Below are 18,600 nucleotides of genomic sequence, written 5' to 3' on the forward strand. Positions count from 1 at the left end.
GGGGCCACGCGGATGGGGCGGCAGGTGGTTCTCGGCCGGACGCACGTCCACCTGCTCATCGACGAGATGGCGCTGCGGCGCACGCTCGGCGATCCGCAGATGATGCGCGGGCAGCTCCGGCACCTGGTCACCTTGGCGGACAGGCAGCGGGTCGTGATCCAGGTGGTGCCGTTCGACGGCCCGGCGCATCCGGGGCTTGAAGGGCCGTTCGCGCGGCTGGAATTCGCCGACCAACCCGATCTGGTCTACGTCGAGAGCCGTCACACCAGCACGTTCCTCGAAGAAGAGGTCCACCTGGAAGGAGCTAGAGGTGCCTGGGACGCCCTGCGTAGGTTGGCTTTGTCACCGGAGGAGTCGAGCAGGCTGATCGCGGAATTCGCCGGCGGGTCGGCGCGAGGCGAGGGGTGCAGGGCATGAAGTGGCGTAAGAGCAGCTACAGCACCGACCAGGCGAACTGCGTCGAGGTCCGACACCTCGACAACGCCGTCGCCATCCGCGACTCCAAGAACCCGGACGGCCCCGTACTCGTCCTGCCCACCGTCGACTGGCGGCGGCTCGTGCGCTGATCGGCGCGGGCAATCCGCACGATCGGTTGGCAAGGGGTTCGCTCCGTGTGGGTTACTGATCGCCATGCGCACGGCCCTGATCGTCGCCACCGACACCTACGCCGACCCGACGTTCGGCGCGCTCCGGGCACCCCAGCACGACGCCGCCGAGCTGGACCGGGTGCTGGCCGACCCGGCGATCGGCGGGTTCACCACCGAACTGCTGGTCAACACGCCGTTCCAGCACATCCGGGAACGGATCGACGAGGTGTTCTCCCGGGCCGGGTCGGACGACCTGGTGCTGCTCTACCTGTCCGGGCACGGGGTCAAGGACCGGACCGGCAGGCTGCACTTCGCGGCGGGCGACACGCGGCGGGACCTGCTGCCGTCCACGTCCGTGCCCGCGCAGTTCGTGCGGGAGATGATCGACCACAGTCCGGCGCGGAAAGTCGTGGTGTGGCTGGACTGCTGTTACGGCGGCGCGTTCCCGAGCGGGATGTTGCCGCGCGCGGCCGGATCGGTCGACGTGGTCGAACAGCTGGACGAGGGGCGTGGCTGTGCCGTCATGACGGCGTCCACCCACATCCAGTACGCCTACGAACCCGACGGCGTCGTGCGGGGCGAGACGGAACCGTCGGTGTTCACCAAAGCCATCATCGAGGGTCTGCGGACGGGCGAGGCGGACGCCGACGGGGACGGGGAGATCACCGCGCAGGAACTCTACGACTACGTGTACCGGTGGGTGCGCCGCGAGAGCCCGGACCAGACGCCCACCCGCAGCGGCACGTTGAGCGGTGACCTGCGGATCGCCTACGCGGGCACGCCGCTGCCCGTCGGGCTCCCGGACGAGGTCCGGCACCTGTTGCGCAGCAACGATCCCACGCTCCGGCTGGCCGGTATCCGGATCCTGGTGGAACGGGCCGGGGCCGATCCCGTCGCCGAGGCCGCGCTGGCGGTGCTCACCGCCGGGTCCGCCGAGTTCGCCGGGGCCGCGAGAACGGCGCGGATCGCGTCGGCCGCCCCGGTTGCGCCGCCGGCGCCGACCGCCGCGCCGACTGCCGTGCCGCTCGACGAGGACCTGGTGCTCCGGGCCGCCGGCGTGCTGGACGGTTCCGCGACCCACGTCGCGTTCAGCCCGGTCTCGGCGCTGCTGGCCACGACCGACGCGATCTGGGACACCACGACGTGGCAGCGCAGGACCTCGCTCCCGACCGGGATCAAGCACCTGGCGTTCAGCCCGGACGGCGAGCTGCTGGCGGTCGACCGCTCCGGCGGTGTCGAAATCCTCTCGACCTGGAACTGGAAGGTGGTCGTCCGCCTCGACAAGCCCTCGGGGGCGGGGCGGCTCGCGTTCGCCCACGACGGCCGCACGCTGCTGTGGTGGCGGCCGGGCACGCAGGTCAGGACGTGGACGCGCGAGGACGGCCAGTGGCTCGCGTCGTTCGACCTCGGCTCGTCGAAGGTGCGCGCGGTGGGTGTCAGCGCGGGCCGGGCGACGGCGGTGGTCCTGACCGAGGAGCACGACCTCCAGTTGTGGAACCTGGAGTACAAGACGCCGATCGGCGACAGCCGGCGGGTCGACTCCGGGGTGCGGGACGTCGCGCTGAGCCCGGACGGCACGCTGATCGCTACCCTGTCCACCCGGCTGCCGGAACTGCGGCGCGCCTCGGACCTCCAGGGCGTGCGCGCGTTCGACATGACCGGCCACACGCTCGGGTCGGTGGTGTTCAGCCCGTCCGGGCGGACGTTGGCGATCTCGGGCATGACCGGCGTCCACCTGTGGGACATGGCGGCCGGCGAGTTGCGCCAGGTGCTGCCGGTCGGGCTGAAGGCGCTGGCGTTCGGCCCCGACGACCGGTCCGCTGTCGGGACGTCCTCGGACCGCCGGGTCCGGTTGTGGATCGCCGGCCCTCTGGTGCCGTCCGGCCTGCACCCACAGCCGCCCGCGAAGACACCCGAGGAGCAGTGGCGGATCGACCGGAAGATCCTGCTCGCGCTGACGCTCGCCCTGCTCGCCGGTCTCGCGGTGGTCTGGACGCTCCCGACGCAGGTGGACCTGCCGTGGTGGGCGCACGGCCTGATCGGGCTCGTCGGCGCGGGAGGTGTCGGGGTGGGGTTGTGGCCGTCCGGGAAGGGCGCGGCGTCGGGCCGCTAGTCGAGTTCGCGGCGGAAGAAGTCCTCGACCACCTTCTGCTGTTCCGCGGTCACCTTCCCGGTGATCTCGATGGTGCGCTTGCCGTCCTTGACGGTCAGCTTGCGGTTGCGGTCGCGGTTGGCGAAGTCGCGCAGCGCCATGCCCAGCTGGACCAGGACGCGCGAACTGCTCAGCGCCACCACGATCGTCGCGACGGTCGCCGGGTCGACGCCCTTGGACCCGTTCGGCGCGGGCGGGCCGGCCGCGAACCCCGATTCGGCGTCCAGGCCCTGGAGTTCGCCCAGCAACAAACGGGCATCCTCGTCGGCTCGTGACGGGTCGTCGTCTTCAACGGTCACCGAAATGTCTGCCACACCGCGAACGATAGCCACAACGTGCGCACGGCGGTGCCGAACTGGACACCGCACACGGGTGTGCGATCGCGAGCGGTCGACGGTTCCGGGTCGGTCCGCAAGAGTGAGGTCCTGTCACGCGGTGTGAGCGTTTCCGTGTCCGTCGTGCCCCCACGACCGGCCGGGTGAGGTCGAGCAGGGCCGTTTGGTGCTCAAACGCGCCGCGACCTCCTAAACTCATCCGGGTGAGCGACGAGCTGGTGCCCGACCCCAGTCAGATGCGCGCCTCGGACGCCGACCGCGAGAAGGTCGCCCAGGTGCTCCAGCAGGCCCACGGCGAGGGCCGGCTGGACCTGCACGAGCTGGACGAGCGGTTGGGGGCCGTGTACGCCGCCAAGACCTACGGCGAGCTGGCCCCGCTGACCTCCGACCTCGGCATGGGGCTGCCCGCCGCCAACCTGCCCTCGCCCGTCCCGCAGAACCTGCCCGCCTCGCGGATCGGCACCGGCGGGCTGACCGGGCCGACCACGTCGATCGCGTTCTGGTCCGGGGTCGACCGCAAGGGCGAGTGGGTCGTGCCCACCACCCACACCGTGGTGGCGATCATGGGCGGGGTGGAACTCGACCTGTCCCAGGCGCGGTTCGAGTCCGCCGAGACGACGATCAACGTGTTCGCCTTCTGGGGCGGCGTCGAGATCTACGTGCCGGAGGAGGTCACCGTGCGGGTCGACGGGGCCGGGATCATGGGCGCGTTCGACGACACCACCCACAAGACGCCCACCGTGCCGGGCGGTCCGGTGGTGCGGATCACCGGTGTGGCCATCATGGCCGGGGTCGACGTGCGCCGCCCCAAGAGGAAGAAGATCAAGGGGTCCAAGAACCCCGAACTGGAGCACTGACCTGCGGGAACGGCTTCACTTAGGACGGGCGTGCCAGTCCGCCTAGACTCGGTCGCATGGCTGCCACATCGACTGCGCCGTCGCTGCCGCCGGCGCTCGCGGACGCGGTGCGCGACGACGCGTCGTTGCGCCGCTTCCTGCACGGACTGCCCGGGGTCGACCAGGTCGGGGTGGAACAGCGCGCGGCCGGGCTCGGCACGCGCAGCATCAAGAAGGCCGCCAAGCTGTGGGCGATCGACACGGCGATCTCGATGGTCGACCTGACCACGCTGGAGGGCGCGGACACCGCGGGCAAGGTGCGCTCGCTGGCCGCGAAGGCCCGCCGGCCCGACCCGGAACGCCCCGAGGTGCCCAAGGTCGCGGCGGTCTGCGTCTACCCGGACATGGTCGCCACGGCGGTCGGCGAGCTGGGTGGGACCGGGATCGGCGTCGCGTCCGTGGCGACCGCGTTCCCGTCCGGGCGGTCGTCGCTGAAGGTGAAGCTGGAGGACACCGCGTTCGCGGTGGACGCCGGGGCCGCCGAGATCGACATGGTGATCGACCGGGGCGCGTTCCTGTCCGGCCGCTACGGCCAGGTGTTCGACGAGATCGTGCAGGTCAAGCACGCCTGCGGGGACGCGCACCTGAAGGTGATCCTGGAGACCGGCGAGCTGGCGACCTACGACAACGTGCGGCGCGCGTCGTGGCTGGCGCTGCTCGCGGGCGGCGACTTCATCAAGACCTCCACCGGCAAGGTGACGCCCGCCGCCACCCTCCCGGTGACCCACGTGATGCTCCAGGCGGTGCGCGACTGGCACACCCAGACCGGTGAGCTGCGCGGCGTGAAGCCCGCCGGCGGCATCCGCACCACCAAGGACGCGATCAAGTACCTGGTGGCGGTGCACGAGGTGGCGGGCCCCGAGTGGCTGACCCCGGACCTGTTCCGGTTCGGCGCCTCGACGCTGCTCAACGACCTGCTGATGCAGCGGCGCACCCAGTTGGACGGCCACTACAGCGGCCCCGATTACGTGACGGTGGACTGAGACATGTGGGAATACGCGCCCGCGCCCGAGTCGCGGGACATCGCGAACCTCAAGCCGAACTACCGGATGTTCGTGGACGGGCAGTTCGTGGAGGGCGGCGGCGAGCCGCTCAAGACGATCAACCCGGGCACCGAGGAGGTGCTGGCCGAGGTCTCCACGGCCGCGCCCGCCGACGTCGACAAGGCCGTGAAGGCCGCCCGCCGGGCCTACGACCGGGTCTGGGGCAGGATGCCCGGCTCCGAGCGCGCGAAGTACATCTTCCGCATCGCGCGGCTGGTGCAGGAACGCGCGCGCGAACTCGCCGTGCTGGAGTCGCTGGACAACGGCAAGCCGATCAAGGAATCGCGGGACGTGGACGTCCCCACGGCCGCCGCGCACTTCTTCTACCACGCGGGGTGGGCGGACAAGCTCGGCTACGCGGGCTACGGCCCGGACCCGAAGCCGCTGGGCGTCGCGGGCCAGGTGATCCCGTGGAACTTCCCGCTGCTGATGGCGGCGTGGAAGATCGCGCCCGCGCTGGCGTGCGGCAACACCATCGTGCTCAAGCCCGCCGAGACCACGCCGCTGTCCGCGCTGGTGCTCGCCGAGATCATCCAGCAGGCCGACCTGCCGCCGGGCGTGGTCAACATCCTGCCGGGCGCGGGTGACGTCGGCGCGGCCGTCGTGTCGCACGCGGACGTGGACAAGGTGGCGTTCACCGGGTCCACCGACGTCGGCAAGATCATCCAGCGGCAGCTCGCCGGCACCGGCAAGAAGCTGACCCTGGAGCTGGGCGGCAAGGCGGCGAACATCGTGTTCGACGACGCGCCGCTGGACCAGGCCGTCGAGGGCATCGTCAACGGCATCTTCTTCAACCAGGGTCACGTGTGCTGCGCCGGTTCCCGGCTGCTGGTGCAGGAGTCCGTGGCCGAGGAGCTGCTGGAGAAGCTGCGGGTGCGGGTCTCGACGCTGCGGGTGGGCGACCCGCTGGACAAGAACACCGACGTCGGCGCGATCAACTCGCGCGAGCAGCTGACGAAGATCCAGGAGCTGACCGCGTCCGGCGAGGCCGAGGGCGCGCAGCGGTGGACGTCGTCGTGCCCGTTGCCGGACAAGGGTTTCTACTTCGCGCCGACGGTGTTCTCCAACGTCTCGCAGGCGATGCGCATCGCCCGCGAGGAGATCTTCGGGCCGGTGCTGTCGGTGCTCACCTTCCGCACGCCCGACGAGGCCGTGGCGAAGGCGAACAACACGCCATACGGGCTGTCGGCCGGGATCTGGACCGAGAAGGGCTCCCGGATCCTGTGGGCCGCGCAGAAGATGCGCGCGGGCGTCGTGTGGGCCAACACGTTCAACCGCTTCGACCCCACCGCCCCGTTCGGCGGCTACCAGGAGTCGGGCTTCGGTCGCGAGGGCGGCCGCACGGGGCTGGAGGCGTACCTCGATGTCTGAGAACCGGATCGCCGTGGCGAAGACGTACAAGCTCTACATCGGCGGGGCGTTCCCCCGCTCCGAGTCGGGCCGGTCGTACCCGGTCAACGACGCCAAGGGCGCGTTCCTGGCGAACGCCGCGCAGGGTTCCCGCAAGGACGCCCGCGACGCCGTCACGGCGGCCCGCAAGGCGTTCGGCGGGTGGTCCGGCGCGACCGCGTACAACCGGGGTCAGGTGCTCTACCGGGTCGCCGAGGTGCTGGAGGGCCGGCGCGAGCAGTTCGCGGCGGAGGTCGCGGCGGCCGAGGGCGTCGCGGCGAAGAAGGCGCAGTCCCTGGTCGACGCGGCGATCGACCGGTGGGTCTGGTACGCCGGGTGGACGGACAAGATCGCCACCGTGCTCGGCGCGTCGAACCCGGTGGCCGGGCCGTACTTCTCGTTCTCGGTGCCGGAGCCGACCGGCGTGGTCGCGGTCCTCGCGCCGCAGCAGTCGTCGCTGCTCGGGTTGATCAGCGTGGTCGCCCCGGTGGTCGCGTCCGGCAACACGGCGGTGGTCGTGACCTCGCAGGACCGGCCGCTGCCCGCGGTCACGCTGTCCGAGGTGCTGGCGACCTCCGACCTGCCGGGCGGGGTGGTCAACATCCTGACCGGGCGGACGGCGGAGATCGCGCCGTGGCTGGCGTCGCACGCCGACGTGAACGCGCTGGACCTGACCGGTGCGCCGGAGTCGCTGCGGGCGGACCTGGAGCGGTCGGCGGCGGGGACGGTGAAGCGGGTCCTGCGGCAGCGCGCGTCCGAGGACTTCACCCGCGAACCGGACCTGGCCCGGTTGCGGTCGTTCCTGGAGTCCAAGACCGTCTGGCACCCAGTGGGGGTTTGAGCCCAGTGGGGGTTTGAGCCCAGTGCGGGTTTGAGCCCAGTGCGGGTTTGAGCACAGCAGGAATCTGAGCGCAGCAGGAGTCCGAGCCGGGTGGGCCGTCGTGCCGCTCGGCTCGGACTCGCTGTCGAGGTCCAGTCCCGGTCCGGCGGCCTGGGCGGTGCGGCGTTGCGTGGTGGCGCGGGTCGGCGAGGTCGCGGCGGCACGCTTCGAGCCGGCGGTGGCGGATCCAGTCGGCGACGCCGTGGCCCCGCCGCCCGAACGGCACCACGGCGCTGCGCGCGACGGTCATGCCGCCGCCGGGCACCGCACCTCGAACGGCCGCCGGCTGGTCGACACGTACAGCCGGCGCGGCTCGACCACCGTCGAGGTCGCACCCTGGCTGAACACCACGTCGCCGTGCTCGACCAGAGCCACCCGGACGACGTCGGGGTCCGCCTGCCGGATCATGCGATCGGTGCGCTCGACGCGGGACGCGGACGACGCCAGGTGGTTCACCACCGTCCCGCCCAGCTCGGCGACCCGCAGTTCCGACCGGTGCCGGTCGGGTTCGGCCGCGGTCGGCGAGGCGAACGCGGCCAACCCCGGCACTGCGGTCATCCGACGCAAACGCATGACGATCGCGCCGGCCGCGTCATCCGGCCACCGCGCGAAACCCGACCCCGCTAGGCCAGGTGCGGGGAACGCAGGCAACGGGCCGCCTGGGCGGCACCCGCCGCCAACGCCGCCGGCACGTCCGCGCCCGCGAAGTGCGCGACCAGGTAGCCGGAGAAGAACGCGTCGCCCGCGCCGTTCGTGTCCACGATCCGGTCCACCGGCACCGCCGGCACGTCGTGGCGCACACCCGCCGCGAACGCCACCGCGCCCCGCGCGCCCCTGGTCGCCACCACCGTGCGGCCGTGCGCGCCGAGGAACGCCATCAGGTCCGGCTCGGTCATGCCGTCGTCGTTGAGGAACAGGTGGTCGGCTGCGGCCACGAAGTCCTGGTGGAACGCGGACTTCCCGTCGTAGTCGTGCACGTCGCACCACACCGGGACGCCGGCCGCCCGCGCGGCGGCCAGGAACGGCCGGGCGGAGTCGGCCAGGTCGACCACGGCTACGTCGGCCACCGCCAACGCGGCCAGGGCGCGCTCGTCGTGGCGTGGCCCGGCCAGGTTCGGCAGTTCCAGGTAGATCGAGACCCGCCCGCCGTCGGGCGTCATCAGGTTGAGGTGCTGCTCGCTGGCCCCCGGTACCACCTCGGCGATCAGCTCCACCCCCGGGCCGTCCAGCGATTCGACGATCGAACGGCCGGCGTCGTCGTCCCCGACCACCGTGCGCAGGGTGACGCGCGCGCCGAGGGCGGCCAGGTTGAGCGCCTTGCCGGCCGACGTGCCGCCGAGCGCGGTCCGGTGCCCGGACGCGAACGCGGTGTGCGGGCGGGGCTCGGGCAGCCGGTCCAGGGCGACGAGCCGGTTCCAGGAGGCGGGACCCGCGACGAACACGTGGGGCATGGCCCGATTGTGCTAGGCCCGGCTGATCACCGCTTCCAGCAGCGCCCGCAGCGGGCCCGACGACCCGGCCATGCTCTCCCGGCACGCCTCGGCGTACTTCTCCACGTCCACCAGCGCGAAGTCGACCTGCCAACCCGCGTGCAGCGCCATCTGCCGGTAGAACGCCCGCTGCGCGCGCCCGTTGCCCTCCCGGAACGGGTGCAGCGCGTTCGTCTCGGCGAAGAAGTAGGTGAACCGGTCGACGAAGTCCCCGTGGTCCAGGCCCACCAGGTGCCGTTCCACGCGCAGTTCGCCGAAGAGGTATTCCGCGTACGAGTCGATGTACCGCCAGTGCGCGAAGGCGGCGGTCCGGGCGATGTCCACCCGCCGCACCTCCCCCGCCCACGGGTAGAGGTCGCCGAAGACGTGCCGGTGGAACGCCCGCAGGTGCGCCAGGTCGTAGAGCCCGGGTAACGGGCGCATCTCCAGCTGCCCGATGCGCAGCGCGCTCAGCCGCGCTTCCGCCGTCTCGCAGGCGTGCCGGTCGGTCAGGCCCAGGTTGTTGATCAGGACCCCGGTGTCCGGGTCCGTGTAGGGGTCTTCGAAGGTCACGACCGCCGCAGAGCCTCGATCTCCCGCGCGATCGCCTCGTCCATGGTCAGCTCGCCCGCCGCGACGGCCCGCATGGTCGCCCTGGTGTCCTCGGGGACCTCCAGGCCCTCCAGCCGCACGCTCGCCACGGCGTCGGCGAAGGCGTCCGCCGCCGGGCTGGTCAACCTGCGGAAGTAGCGGGCCATCACCCGGTTGGACAGCGGCGCGCTGCTGGGCTCGGTCTCGGGGAGGTCGCCGCGCGCGGCCCGCCACGGCTCCTCGGCGTGCGCCATGTCGCTCAGCTCGTGCCGGCTGAACCCGCCGTAGCGCTCCACGACGTCGCGGACCACCGAGCGCTCCCGGTCGGTCAACCCGCGCGGGTCGCCCTCCTGCCAGGAGCCGACCTCGGTCCGGCCGCGGTGGCGGTGGTAGACCTCGGGCACCACCGGTCCGCGCCGCCACGCCTCGATCCGCGCCGCGAACATCGGCGCGTCGTACTTGGCCAGGTGCCACGCCTGGGCGTAGTAGAGCAGCTTCTGCAACTTCATCGGCGATTCGGGCCCGGTGGCGTCGAGTACCGCCGCCGCCACGTCGTGCACGTCCGCCATACCCGCTCCAGACCGCTGACCTGCGACAACCCGTTACCTCAAGGATACCCGAACGCGGCCGGGAAGTCAGTCGGTCCGCCAGCCCAGGTGGCCGTCGGAGGTGACCAGCGGCTCGCAGTGCCCGATCCGGCCCAGGTGCTCCAGCGCGGTGGCCACCTGGTCGAGCATCTCGTCCAGGCTGGTCCACTCGGGCTTGAGCATCTCGCCGCGCTCCCGGTCCCACTCCACCACGCAGCCGGACAGCACGCCCGGCCGCAGGTCCACCGCCAGCGCGTCGCCGCAGCCGTCGAACGCGATCGGCAGCCACCTCGGGTGGAACCCGGAGGTCGGCGTGCCCGCCTCGGTCCCCAGCTCCTTCGGCCAGAACCGCTGCTTGAGGTGCCACGAGCGCAGCGCGTTGCTCGGGCCCAGCGGCGTGTAGAACGGCGGCAGGACTTCGGCGAACGCCAGTTCGGCGGTGCCGCCGCAGACCGCCCACCACGCGCGCAGGTCTTCGGGCGGCTCCAGGCCGCTGGCGACCGACAGTGCCTCGACCGCCGCGACGTCCTCGCTGGGGATGAACGCCGAACCGGTCAAGGGGGCGTGGTGGTCGAGCCACGCCATGATCCGCTCCCAATGGCGCATAGCACCCACACACACATGATCAGGTGTGGACGTCTCGCGGGGTACCGCCCATCAGGGGAGGATCTGCCCCAAAGCCACACGTGCCGCCGTTCGATGGTGCAGGATCGCGACCGTAAGGCGTACCCGAGGGGGGATGCAGTGGAACGGGGTTTCGGCGTCGATCTCGCGGCGCTGTCGACGTACAGCGGCGCGGCGTCCGGGTTGGCGGGCGAGGTCGGCGCGGTCGGCACGTCGACGCTGTCCGGCACCACGTCGCTCGCGGCGGGCAGCTTCGGCCGGATCGGCGACGAGGTCGGCCTGGGCGCGGCCTTCCAGCAGGCGGCGCAGACCCAAGTGGACGGTGTGGCCGCCGCCTCCACCGGGCTGTCGGCGTTCGCCGGCGCGGTGTCGAAGGCCGGCGACGCCTACCGCGAGCAGGAGGCGCGCAACAGCGCCGACCTCGGCAAGGCTTACCGGGTCTGAGATGGACGTCGCGGGATTCCTGGCGGGCCTCGTCCAGCCGATGAAGGACGACCTGGCCGAACTGGAGGGCGACACCGGCGGCGCGACGCGCGCGGCCGACGCCTTCGGCAAAGCCTCCTCGGCGCTGGCCGAGATCGACGGGCGGCACACCGGCGCGGCCAACGCCGTGCTCGGCACCTGGTACGGCGACCGCGCGAACGCGTTCCAGCAACGCGTGGCGACGTTCTCCGGCGGGGTGGGCACGTTGGCGCGCAACGCGAACACCACCCGGACGGCCGCCACCACTGCGGTGAACTCCGTCGACGGCGGCCGGAAGGCGATCCAGGGGCTCATCGACGACTTCCTCGGCTGGGCTCGCCCCCGGCTGGCCGCCGCCGTCGCGGCGTCGCTGTTCGGCGGGATCGGCGCGGCGCTCGCGGTGGCCGCCGACGTGACCGCGAAGGCGCGCGAGTACGAGGGCCGGTCGAAGCAGGAGCTGGACAAGGTCCGGACCGAGCTGACCGCGGTCGTGGCGCAGCTCAAGGGGCTCGCGAAGCCGGACTTCGCCGGGCTCGGCGACCCGCTGGGCGCGGACTCGGGCGGCACCACGTCGGTGTCCGGCGCGGGTGACGACGGCAAGCACGACCCGTCCTCGTCCGGCGGTTCGGGCGGCTCGTCCGGCGGCGGTGGTGGCGGCGGTTCCAGCGGCGGCGGCGGGGGCGGTGGCGGTGGCGGTCACGCGACCGGGCCCCGGTTACCGGTCGCGATCCCGCCGCAGCCCGGCACGGGCGTGGGCGTGAACCTGCCGGACGGCAGTTCGGCCGAAGCGCCCAACGAGACCGCCGCGCGGGCCGTGCGCAACGCGCTGTCCGCGCTGGGCACCCCGTACGTGTGGGGTGGCGCGAACCCGCCGCAGGGCACGGACTGCTCCGGCCTGACCCAGTGGGCGTACAAGGGCGCCGGGTTCGACATCCCGCGCCCGGCGTCGTCGCAGGCGATGGGCGCGTCGGTGCCGCCGGACCAGCTGCTGCCGGGCGACCTGGTGGTGTGGGACGGGCACGTGGCGATGGTGATCGGCAACGGGCAGATGGTGGAGGCGGGCGACCCGGTGCAGGTGAACCCGGTGCGCACCAGCAACATCGGCATGGGTTTCCTGGGTTTCTACCGACCGACGGGCTGAGGACGTGGACGAGACGGCACGCGCGGCCCAGCGGGTCGCGGAGGTGGGGGCGCAGGTCTCCGGGCACATCGCGCGCACCGGACCGGTGTTCGGGCGGGCGTCCTCTTCGGACGGCGCGGTGACCGTGGTGACCGCGCCCGGCGCGCCGCCGGACGAGATCCGGATCTCGCCCGCCGCGCTGAACATGGGCGCGGACGCGCTGGGCGCGGAGATCGTGCGGGTCGCCGAGCGCGCCGCGCGGGACGCCGCCGCCCGGATGCACCGGTCGCTGGCGCGGCTGATGGACCCCGCGACCGCGCGGGCGCTGACCGAGATCGGGTTCCCGGCGGGCGACCCGGCCGCCGACGACGACTTCGGGGGCACGTACCTGAGGGGGCCGCGATGAGCGTGCGGGAGGAGCGGATCGCCGCCGCCGACCGGCTGACCGACCTGCTGTCCCGGGTCACCGGCACGGCCGAGCACCCGTCCGGGCTGGTCACCGTGACGGCGTCGGCGGTGGGTGCGCTGCGTTCCGTGCGGCTGCACCCGGCGGCGCTCGGCCGGGGCCCGGACGCGGTGGGCCGGCTGGTCGCCGAGACCGCCCGGCTGGCCACCGACGCCGCCGTGCAGACCGGCTACAACGAGCTGGCCAAGACGCTGGGCGACAGCATGGCGATGGCGATCGAGGACTTCGCCGGCCCGCCGCCGCTGCACCGGCAGGCCGAGCCCGCCGAACCGGCCGGGCGGCCGACCGCGCCGCCACCGTCGGTTTCCGGACAGCCGTCCGGAACCGGACCCCGGGACCCGGCCGCCCCGCCGTGGGCCGCCGGCCGCCCGCGAGGGCCGCAGCCTGCACGTCCCAGGCCCGTGACGGCCGAGGACGAGGACGACGACGACTTCTTCGCCGACCCATTCCGTGGTCAACGGCGGTAGGACTAGATCCACCCCGTACTCTTGCCCCCGCATGGCAACGGGGCTTGGCGTGACCGGGAGGCACGGATGGCACAGGACATCGTCCCGATCGAGCTGGGGCTCACGCAGGGTGATGTCGTCACCCTGTGGGCCCCGCGCTGGCGGGAAGAAGGCGAGGAGTGGGAGGCATTCCTCGGCCACGAGGAAGACCTGTACGCCTTCCCGGACGCGGCCCACCTGGCGGCGTTCGTGCGCAAGGCGGAGGAGCACGACCTGACCGACCACCCGGCGTGGCACGTGGTGCCGGGCCTGTCGGTGGGTGAGCTGTCGCCGGACGACAACCACCAGTTCGACCTGGTCGGCGTGCCGGAGCTGGTCGCCGAGGAGCCCGACACCTGGGTGATCGGCGAACTCGCCGACGTGGTGTCGATCGTGCGCTCGCTGGCCGACGTGTGCGAGCTGGACAAGGTGCACGAGGTGCTGGACTCGGCGGAGGGCTTCGCGCTGCTGCCGCAGGGCACGCTGCCGTTCACCGGCCGCGAGGGCCAGGCGCTGTGGACCGAGCTGGCGCAGGTCGTCGCCGAGAAGTGGGACGAGGTGCTCGACGCCATCGACGAGGTGGTGAACGCGCCCGAGGTGGACGACGACGCGCTCAAGGTCGCCCAGGAGGAGCTGGCCGCCTTCGAGGAGGCCAACGCGGTCGCCGACGAGGACGACGCCGACGAGGACGACGAGGACGGCACCGAGCCGGTCGGCTTCTGGAGCGAGGTCGGCATCGACCCGATCAAGATCATCACCGGCGCGGGCGAGTACTACACGCTGCGCTGCTACCTCGACGACCAGCCGCTGTTCCTGGGCCGCAAGGGCCGCATCGACGTGTTCGGCTCGCCGCGCGCGCTGTCGCGGTTCATCGTCGAGGCCGACGGCAACGACCTGGCCGACGTGTCGACCTGGGGCGAGCTGGTGGTCAAGGCGACCGGCGGCGACCTGGACGTCGAGGTCGACCCGGACAACGTCTACGTCTTCACCGGCCTGGACGAGGACATCGCGGACGGCCCGGACGGGGTCGACCCGACCCAGCTCGACCTCGCCGTGGAACTGCTGGAGGACGCCGGCGAGTGGGCCGGCGACGACGCGGTGAAGGTCGCGCTCAACCAGTCCGAGTCGCTGGGCTGGCTGGTGTCCTACGTGCTCAAGCCCGACCCGACGCGGCTCGCGCCGAGCGCGCCGTACGAGGCCGAGGTCACCGCGTGGCGGACGTTGGTCGCGTCGTTCGAGGACCGGCTCAACGTCCACTAGGCGCTCACGTCGAAGGGGCCGGTTGCGCGCAACCGGCCCCTTCGACGTTCCCGGGACTACTCGGCCAGGGCCGCGTAACCGGGCTCGATCACGTCCTGGATCAGCGAGCGGCGCTCGTCCAGCGGCAGGAACGCGGCCTTGGCGGCGTTCACGGCGAACGCGCGCAGGTCGTCCCAGCCGAAGCCGAACTGCTCGACCACGGCGGTCAGCTCGCCGGTCAGCGTCACGTCGCTCATCAGCCGGTTGTCGGTGTTGACGGTGACCCGGAAACCGAGGTCCGCCAACTGCTTGATGGGGTGCTCGGCCAGCGAGGCGACCGCACCGGTGTGCACGTTGGAGGTCGGGCACGTCTCCAGCGCGATCCGCCGGTCGCGCACGTAGGCCGCGAGGTGGCCGACCTGGCCGTCCTTGATGTCCTCGACCAGCCGCACGCCGTGGCCCAGCCGCTCGGCCCCGGCGTACTGCACGGCCTGGTGGATCGACCCGAGGCCGTCGGCTTCGCCCGCGTGGATGGTGAAGTGCGCGTTCTGCTGGCGCAGGTACTCGAACGCGGACAGCTCGCGGGTGGCCGGGAAACCCAGCTCCGGGCCCGCGATGTCGAAGCCGACCACGCCCGCGTCCCGGTACTTGACCACCAGGTCGGCGATCCGCTGCCAGCCGTCGTTCTGCCGCATGCCGCACAGCAGGGTGCCGACCTTGATCCGGTTGCCGGACTCGGCCTCGCCCTGGCGGAAGCCCTCCTGCACCGCCTCGACGGCCTGCTCCAGGCTCAACCCCTTGTCGGTGAACAGCTCGGGGGCGTAGCGGATCTCCGCGTAGACCACGCCGTCGGCGGCGAGGTCCTGCGCGGCCTCGGACGCGACCCGGACCAGCGCCGCCTCGTCCTGCATGACGCCGCAGGTGTGCGCGAAGCCCTCCAGGTACCGCACCAGCGAGCCGGAGTTGGCGTTGTCGCGGAACCAGTCGCCCAGCGCGCCGGGCTCGGTGGTGGGCAGCCCCTGGTGGCCGCTGGACTCGGCGAGTTCGATCACCGTCTGGGGGCGCAGTCCACCGTCGAGGTGGTCGTGCAGCAACACCTTCGGCGCGCTGCGGATGGCCTCCGGGGTAAGCGGGGTAGGCATTGGCTCACCGTATACCGGCGACACGCCGTGACCGGTCCGCAACCGGATGATCTTGACGCGGTATGATCAGCGCGGAGTCATCCGGTGTGTGCAGAACCACCCCCTTGGATGGCCCTTTCGCCGTTGTGCACTCGTGATGCAGAACTTTCCGCTACTGCGCGCCGAACTTGAGTCACCCGCCCGGCGGATGGTCACCGGAAGCACTCGGGGGTGCGCAGCCGGTTACCGTCGAGTAGGGTCGATCGTTGTAACCCGAACGGAGTACGCACAAGGTCGAGTCAGGCGGTGTGCGCCGGGGGGTGGTACTGGCTCGACCCCCGACGCGGTTAGGCTCCCGGAGGTCTCCCCTCCCCTGGACGAAGGCATTCAACGCCGTGAACGAGAACAACAACTCCACGATGTCCTTCGATCGGATGCGCAACATGCTCACGCGCGCCGCGGAGATCCGTGAGAGCGAACAGCAGCAGATCTTCGATGCACTGGACGAGATCCACGCGCGGATGTCCCCGCTGGAGTCGCTGGGTTCCGTTCGCAAGCGCCTGTCCGAGCTGCCCGACCGGACCGAGGTCAGCGTGCTGGCCGAGCGGCTGGACGAGGCGCTCGCGCGCCTGGAGGCGCAGGACAACGCGGTCCAGGGCATCACCCGCGCCGTGGACGGCCTGGTCGACAAGCTGGCCAAGCCGTTCGCCCAGCTCGACGGCCGGCTCGACGGCGTCGCCGGCCGGTTCGAGGGCGTGGCGGGCCGGATGGACGGGCTGGAGGACAAGCTCTCCCACATCCACAAGCGCCTGGACGACCTGGACCTCCACCTCGACAAGCAGGACACCAAGGTCGACACCGTTCCGGGGGCGGTGACCGGTCCGCTGCGCGAGCGCATCGAGGCGTTGGAGGCCGCGCTGCGCGGTCGCCTGGACGAGGTGGACGAGGGCGTGCACGAGCACCTCGACGGCACCCGCGAGGCGTTGCAGCGCTCGGTGGCCGACTCGTCGTCGGCGCTCAACGGCCGCATCGACGAGACCCGCGGCGACCTGAACGCCACCCGCGAATCGCTGGCCGGCACCCTCGCCGACACCCGCGACAAGCTGGCCGCGTCCGTGGCGGAGACCCGCGACAGCCTGGCCGCGTCCGTGGTGGAGACCCGCGACTCGCTGGCCGGCTCCCTGCACGAGACCCGCGAGTCGCTGGCGGCCTCGCTCGCCGACACCCGCAGCACCGTGCACGGCAAGCTGGACGAGGCCCGCGAGGCGCTGCACGCCGCGCTGGACGAGACCCGCGACCAGGTCGACGCGACCGACCGCCTGGAGGCGCTGGCGCAGCGCCTGGAGGGCGTCACCTCGCGCCTGGACACCATGACCACCCGGCTGGACTCGGTGGAGGACGACTTCGCGGTCCGCCTGGGCGAGCTGTCCGGCGTCGTGGAGCAGGGCATCGCCAAGGTCGAGGGCACCGTGTCGGCCCGCCCCGACGCGGACTCGCTGGCGTCCATGGTGCGCAAGAGCAACCAGGAGTCGGAGCTGCGCATCGGCGGCCAGCTGGACGAGGCCATGGCGACCTTCGCCGAGCTGATCCTCGGCGGCGGCTCCCCCACGCCGCCCCCGCCGCCCACCGCGCTGCCCCGCCCGCAGCGGCGCACCCGCAAGAACGGCCCGAAGAACTCGGACAACCGCGACGACGACGACCTCGCCGCCGAGGGCGCCTGACCGTCCCGAAAGCCCGGCTCCCGCGCGGAGCCGGGCTTTTTCGCGCCCTCGAACGCCCGGGAACCGCTAGAACGGCAGCCGACGCGGGTACGGGCCGGGCGTCCGGGCGGTGAACGCGGGCCGCACCCGCACGTTCTCGTTCGTCACCGGGTTGCGGACGACCTGCGCGTCCGGCCCGAGCGCGGCGGCGGCCCGGTTCAGCTCGGCCGGGTCGCCCGGCGACCAGCGCCCGGTGTCCAGCCGGGTGAACAGCTCGGCGAACGCGGTGATCTCCTCGGACGCGGTGACCCGGCAGTGCCCGGCCCGCCCGATCGCGTACTGCCGCAGGTTCTCCTTGCGCACCACCCGTTCGGCGTATGCGGACTGGTTCGACCACGGCAGCGCGCCGTCCGCGACGGTGTGCACGGTCAGCACCGGCCACGGCGCGACGCCGACCGGCAGGCCGGTCCGCGCCAGGTACGCGACGGCGGCCGGGTCGGGCGCGATCCGGGGTGCCCGCGCCAGCCGGTCGAGGTCGGCGTCGAGGTCGAGCCCGGCCGCCGCGTACGCCTCGCGCACCAGCGCCCGGCCGCTGGAGCGGGCCAGCAGGTCGCGGTAGTCCACGCCGGTGTTCCAGCTCGGGTTGCCGCCCGCCCACCGCTCCACGTCGGCCCGCGCGGCACCCACCGCCCCGGTCTTGAAGTACTGCACCCAGACCCGCGTCCAGTACAGCCGGTCGGCCAACGCCTCCGGGCGGGGCTCGCTCGGGTCGAACCAGTCCGGCAGGTCGCCCAGCGCACCGGCCAGCGCGACCCGCGCGGCACCCGCCGCCGTGCCGCCGGCGGCCTCGACCGCTTCGGACGCCCTGGTCTCGTTCGCCTCGGGATCGACCGGCCGCACCAGGTCGACGTCCACGCCCAGCAGCACCTTCACCGCGAACATGACGTCCAGGCCGGAGTTCCAGTAGGCCGCGCCGCCGGCCACCGCGCCGCACAGGCTCAGCACGCCGGAGAACCGGTGCGGGTTCCGCTCGGCCAGCACGACCGCCGTGCCGCCGCCGATCGACTCGCCCGCCGACACGGTCCGGCGCGGCTCGCCGACCTGCCGCCGGAACCAGTCCAGCAGCGCGACCTGGTCGCGCAGCCCGTCCTCGGCGGACCACCCGACGACGTGGCGGAACGCCGACCCGCCCAGCGCGTACCCGCGCGCCAGCAGGTGCTCCTCGGTCGCGGGCTGGTCGGTCAGCGCTATTCGGGGCGGCGCGGCACCGTACGCGCCGTGGCTCCACAGGACCAGCGTCCCGTTCCAGTTCGGGGGCACCACCACGCGGTAGCGCGCCCCGTCGATCTCACCCTCGTACTGCCGGACCGCCGCCGTGGCGGGCACGGCCGGAGCGACCAACCCCAGGACCACCAGGACCAGGACACCGAGTTTCCGCATGCCCCGGTTCTACG

At 72.5% G+C, this 18,600-nt stretch carries 21 protein-coding genes; 13 read left to right on the forward strand and 8 right to left on the reverse strand.

Features of this window, described 5'->3' with window-relative positions:
* The first annotated feature begins 12 nt into the window (after nucleotides 1-12).
* From AC0HI0_RS30605 to AC0HI0_RS30615, 3 genes are all read left to right on the forward strand, one after another.
* Nucleotides 13-417: a DUF5753 domain-containing protein gene (locus AC0HI0_RS30605; RefSeq protein ID WP_480926968.1), complete on the forward strand. Its 405-nt coding sequence runs from the start codon at nucleotides 13-15 to the stop codon at nucleotides 415-417.
* Nucleotides 414-566 (forward strand): DUF397 domain-containing protein, encoded by a 153-nt coding sequence (locus AC0HI0_RS30610; RefSeq protein ID WP_480926969.1) that lies wholly within the window; start codon nucleotides 414-416, stop codon nucleotides 564-566. The genes AC0HI0_RS30605 and AC0HI0_RS30610 overlap by 4 nt, the downstream gene beginning before the upstream one ends.
* A gap of 64 nt (nucleotides 567-630) precedes the next feature.
* Nucleotides 631-2,700, forward strand: a complete 2,070-nt coding sequence (locus AC0HI0_RS30615; RefSeq protein ID WP_480926970.1) for a caspase, EACC1-associated type — start codon at nucleotides 631-633, stop codon at nucleotides 2,698-2,700.
* Here AC0HI0_RS30615 and AC0HI0_RS30620 read toward each other — a convergent pair.
* A complete protein-coding gene (locus AC0HI0_RS30620) occupies nucleotides 2,697-3,053 on the reverse strand; it encodes an effector-associated constant component EACC1 (protein ID WP_480926971.1) in 357 nt (118 codons plus the stop codon). The genes AC0HI0_RS30615 and AC0HI0_RS30620 overlap by 4 nt on opposite strands.
* A 224-nt stretch (nucleotides 3,054-3,277) precedes the next feature.
* Here AC0HI0_RS30620 and AC0HI0_RS30625 point away from each other — a divergent pair, with 224 nt between their 5' ends.
* Genes AC0HI0_RS30625 through AC0HI0_RS30640 form a run of 4 tightly spaced genes read left to right on the forward strand, consistent with a single transcriptional unit; the run spans nucleotide 3,278 to nucleotide 7,243 of the window.
* Nucleotides 3,278-3,931 carry a DUF1707 SHOCT-like domain-containing protein gene (locus tag AC0HI0_RS30625; RefSeq protein WP_480926972.1) on the forward strand — a complete coding sequence of 218 codons (654 nt, stop codon included), beginning with the start codon at nucleotides 3,278-3,280 and terminating at the stop codon, nucleotides 3,929-3,931.
* A gap of 56 nt (nucleotides 3,932-3,987) precedes the next feature.
* Nucleotides 3,988-4,953, forward strand: a complete 966-nt coding sequence (deoC, locus tag AC0HI0_RS30630; RefSeq protein WP_480926973.1) for a deoxyribose-phosphate aldolase — start codon at nucleotides 3,988-3,990, stop codon at nucleotides 4,951-4,953.
* Nucleotides 4,954-4,956: 3 nt separating this feature from the next.
* On the forward strand, nucleotides 4,957-6,384 hold the full coding sequence (locus AC0HI0_RS30635; protein ID WP_480926974.1) for an aldehyde dehydrogenase family protein: 1,428 nt from the start codon (nucleotides 4,957-4,959) through the stop codon (nucleotides 6,382-6,384).
* Nucleotides 6,377-7,243, forward strand: a complete 867-nt coding sequence (locus AC0HI0_RS30640; RefSeq protein WP_480926975.1) for an aldehyde dehydrogenase family protein — start codon at nucleotides 6,377-6,379, stop codon at nucleotides 7,241-7,243. The genes AC0HI0_RS30635 and AC0HI0_RS30640 overlap by 8 nt, the downstream gene beginning before the upstream one ends.
* A gap of 285 nt (nucleotides 7,244-7,528) precedes the next feature.
* Here AC0HI0_RS30640 and AC0HI0_RS30645 read toward each other — a convergent pair whose 3' ends face one another.
* The 5 genes from AC0HI0_RS30645 to AC0HI0_RS30665 all read right to left on the reverse strand — a co-directional run bounded on the left by AC0HI0_RS30645 (nucleotide 7,529) and on the right by AC0HI0_RS30665 (nucleotide 10,514).
* On the reverse strand, nucleotides 7,529-7,840 hold the full coding sequence (locus AC0HI0_RS30645; RefSeq protein ID WP_480926976.1) for an AraC-like ligand-binding domain-containing protein: 312 nt from the start codon (nucleotides 7,838-7,840) through the stop codon (nucleotides 7,529-7,531).
* A gap of 65 nt (nucleotides 7,841-7,905) precedes the next feature.
* A complete protein-coding gene (locus AC0HI0_RS30650) occupies nucleotides 7,906-8,733 on the reverse strand; it encodes a carbohydrate kinase family protein (RefSeq protein WP_480926977.1) in 828 nt (275 codons plus the stop codon).
* 12 nt (nucleotides 8,734-8,745) lie between these two features.
* The gene (locus AC0HI0_RS30655; RefSeq protein WP_480926978.1) at nucleotides 8,746-9,324 is read right to left on the reverse strand and encodes a Fic/DOC family protein; all 579 of its coding nucleotides are present in this window, start codon (nucleotides 9,322-9,324) and stop codon (nucleotides 8,746-8,748) included.
* Complete coding sequence (locus AC0HI0_RS30660) at nucleotides 9,321-9,911, reverse strand: type II toxin-antitoxin system antitoxin SocA domain-containing protein (protein ID WP_480926979.1); 591 nt, start codon at nucleotides 9,909-9,911, stop codon at nucleotides 9,321-9,323. The genes AC0HI0_RS30655 and AC0HI0_RS30660 overlap by 4 nt, the downstream gene beginning before the upstream one ends.
* 66 nt (nucleotides 9,912-9,977) lie before the next feature.
* Nucleotides 9,978-10,514: an SMI1/KNR4 family protein gene (locus AC0HI0_RS30665; RefSeq protein WP_480926980.1), complete on the reverse strand. Its 537-nt coding sequence runs from the start codon at nucleotides 10,512-10,514 to the stop codon at nucleotides 9,978-9,980.
* 159 nt (nucleotides 10,515-10,673) lie between these two features.
* Between AC0HI0_RS30665 and AC0HI0_RS30670 the strand changes: the two genes are divergently transcribed.
* The 5 genes from AC0HI0_RS30670 to AC0HI0_RS30690 all read left to right on the forward strand — a co-directional run bounded on the left by AC0HI0_RS30670 (nucleotide 10,674) and on the right by AC0HI0_RS30690 (nucleotide 14,346).
* Nucleotides 10,674-10,997, forward strand: a complete 324-nt coding sequence (locus AC0HI0_RS30670) for a hypothetical protein (RefSeq protein WP_480926981.1) — start codon at nucleotides 10,674-10,676, stop codon at nucleotides 10,995-10,997.
* A 1-nt stretch (nucleotide 10,998) separates the two neighbouring features.
* Entirely contained in the window at nucleotides 10,999-12,156 is a 1,158-nt protein-coding gene (locus AC0HI0_RS30675; RefSeq protein ID WP_480926982.1) for a C40 family peptidase, read from the forward strand.
* 4 nt (nucleotides 12,157-12,160) lie between these two features.
* Nucleotides 12,161-12,541: a hypothetical protein gene (locus tag AC0HI0_RS30680; RefSeq protein WP_480926983.1), complete on the forward strand. Its 381-nt coding sequence runs from the start codon at nucleotides 12,161-12,163 to the stop codon at nucleotides 12,539-12,541.
* The gene (locus tag AC0HI0_RS30685; RefSeq protein ID WP_480926984.1) at nucleotides 12,538-13,068 is read left to right on the forward strand and encodes a YbaB/EbfC family nucleoid-associated protein; all 531 of its coding nucleotides are present in this window, start codon (nucleotides 12,538-12,540) and stop codon (nucleotides 13,066-13,068) included. Before AC0HI0_RS30680 ends, AC0HI0_RS30685 begins: the two co-directional genes overlap by 4 nt.
* Before the next feature lie 66 nt (nucleotides 13,069-13,134).
* Complete coding sequence (locus AC0HI0_RS30690; protein ID WP_480926985.1) at nucleotides 13,135-14,346, forward strand: primosomal protein; 1,212 nt, start codon at nucleotides 13,135-13,137, stop codon at nucleotides 14,344-14,346.
* A 56-nt stretch (nucleotides 14,347-14,402) separates the two neighbouring features.
* Here the strand turns inward: AC0HI0_RS30690 and AC0HI0_RS30695 are convergent, their stop codons facing one another.
* Nucleotides 14,403-15,467, reverse strand: a complete 1,065-nt coding sequence (locus tag AC0HI0_RS30695; protein WP_480926986.1) for an adenosine deaminase — start codon at nucleotides 15,465-15,467, stop codon at nucleotides 14,403-14,405.
* Nucleotides 15,468-15,865: 398 nt separating this feature from the next.
* Between AC0HI0_RS30695 and AC0HI0_RS30700 the strand changes: the two genes are divergently transcribed.
* On the forward strand, nucleotides 15,866-17,167 hold the full coding sequence (locus AC0HI0_RS30700; RefSeq protein WP_480926987.1) for an apolipoprotein A-IV repeat region-like domain-containing protein: 1,302 nt from the start codon (nucleotides 15,866-15,868) through the stop codon (nucleotides 17,165-17,167).
* A gap of 66 nt (nucleotides 17,168-17,233) precedes the next feature.
* Here the strand turns inward: AC0HI0_RS30700 and AC0HI0_RS30705 are convergent, their stop codons facing one another.
* The gene (locus tag AC0HI0_RS30705; protein ID WP_480926988.1) at nucleotides 17,234-18,586 is read right to left on the reverse strand and encodes a hypothetical protein; all 1,353 of its coding nucleotides are present in this window, start codon (nucleotides 18,584-18,586) and stop codon (nucleotides 17,234-17,236) included.
* Nucleotides 18,587-18,600: the final 14 nt, after the last annotated feature.

The sequence above is a fragment of the Saccharothrix sp. NBAS 001 genome, assembly GCF_056640475.1.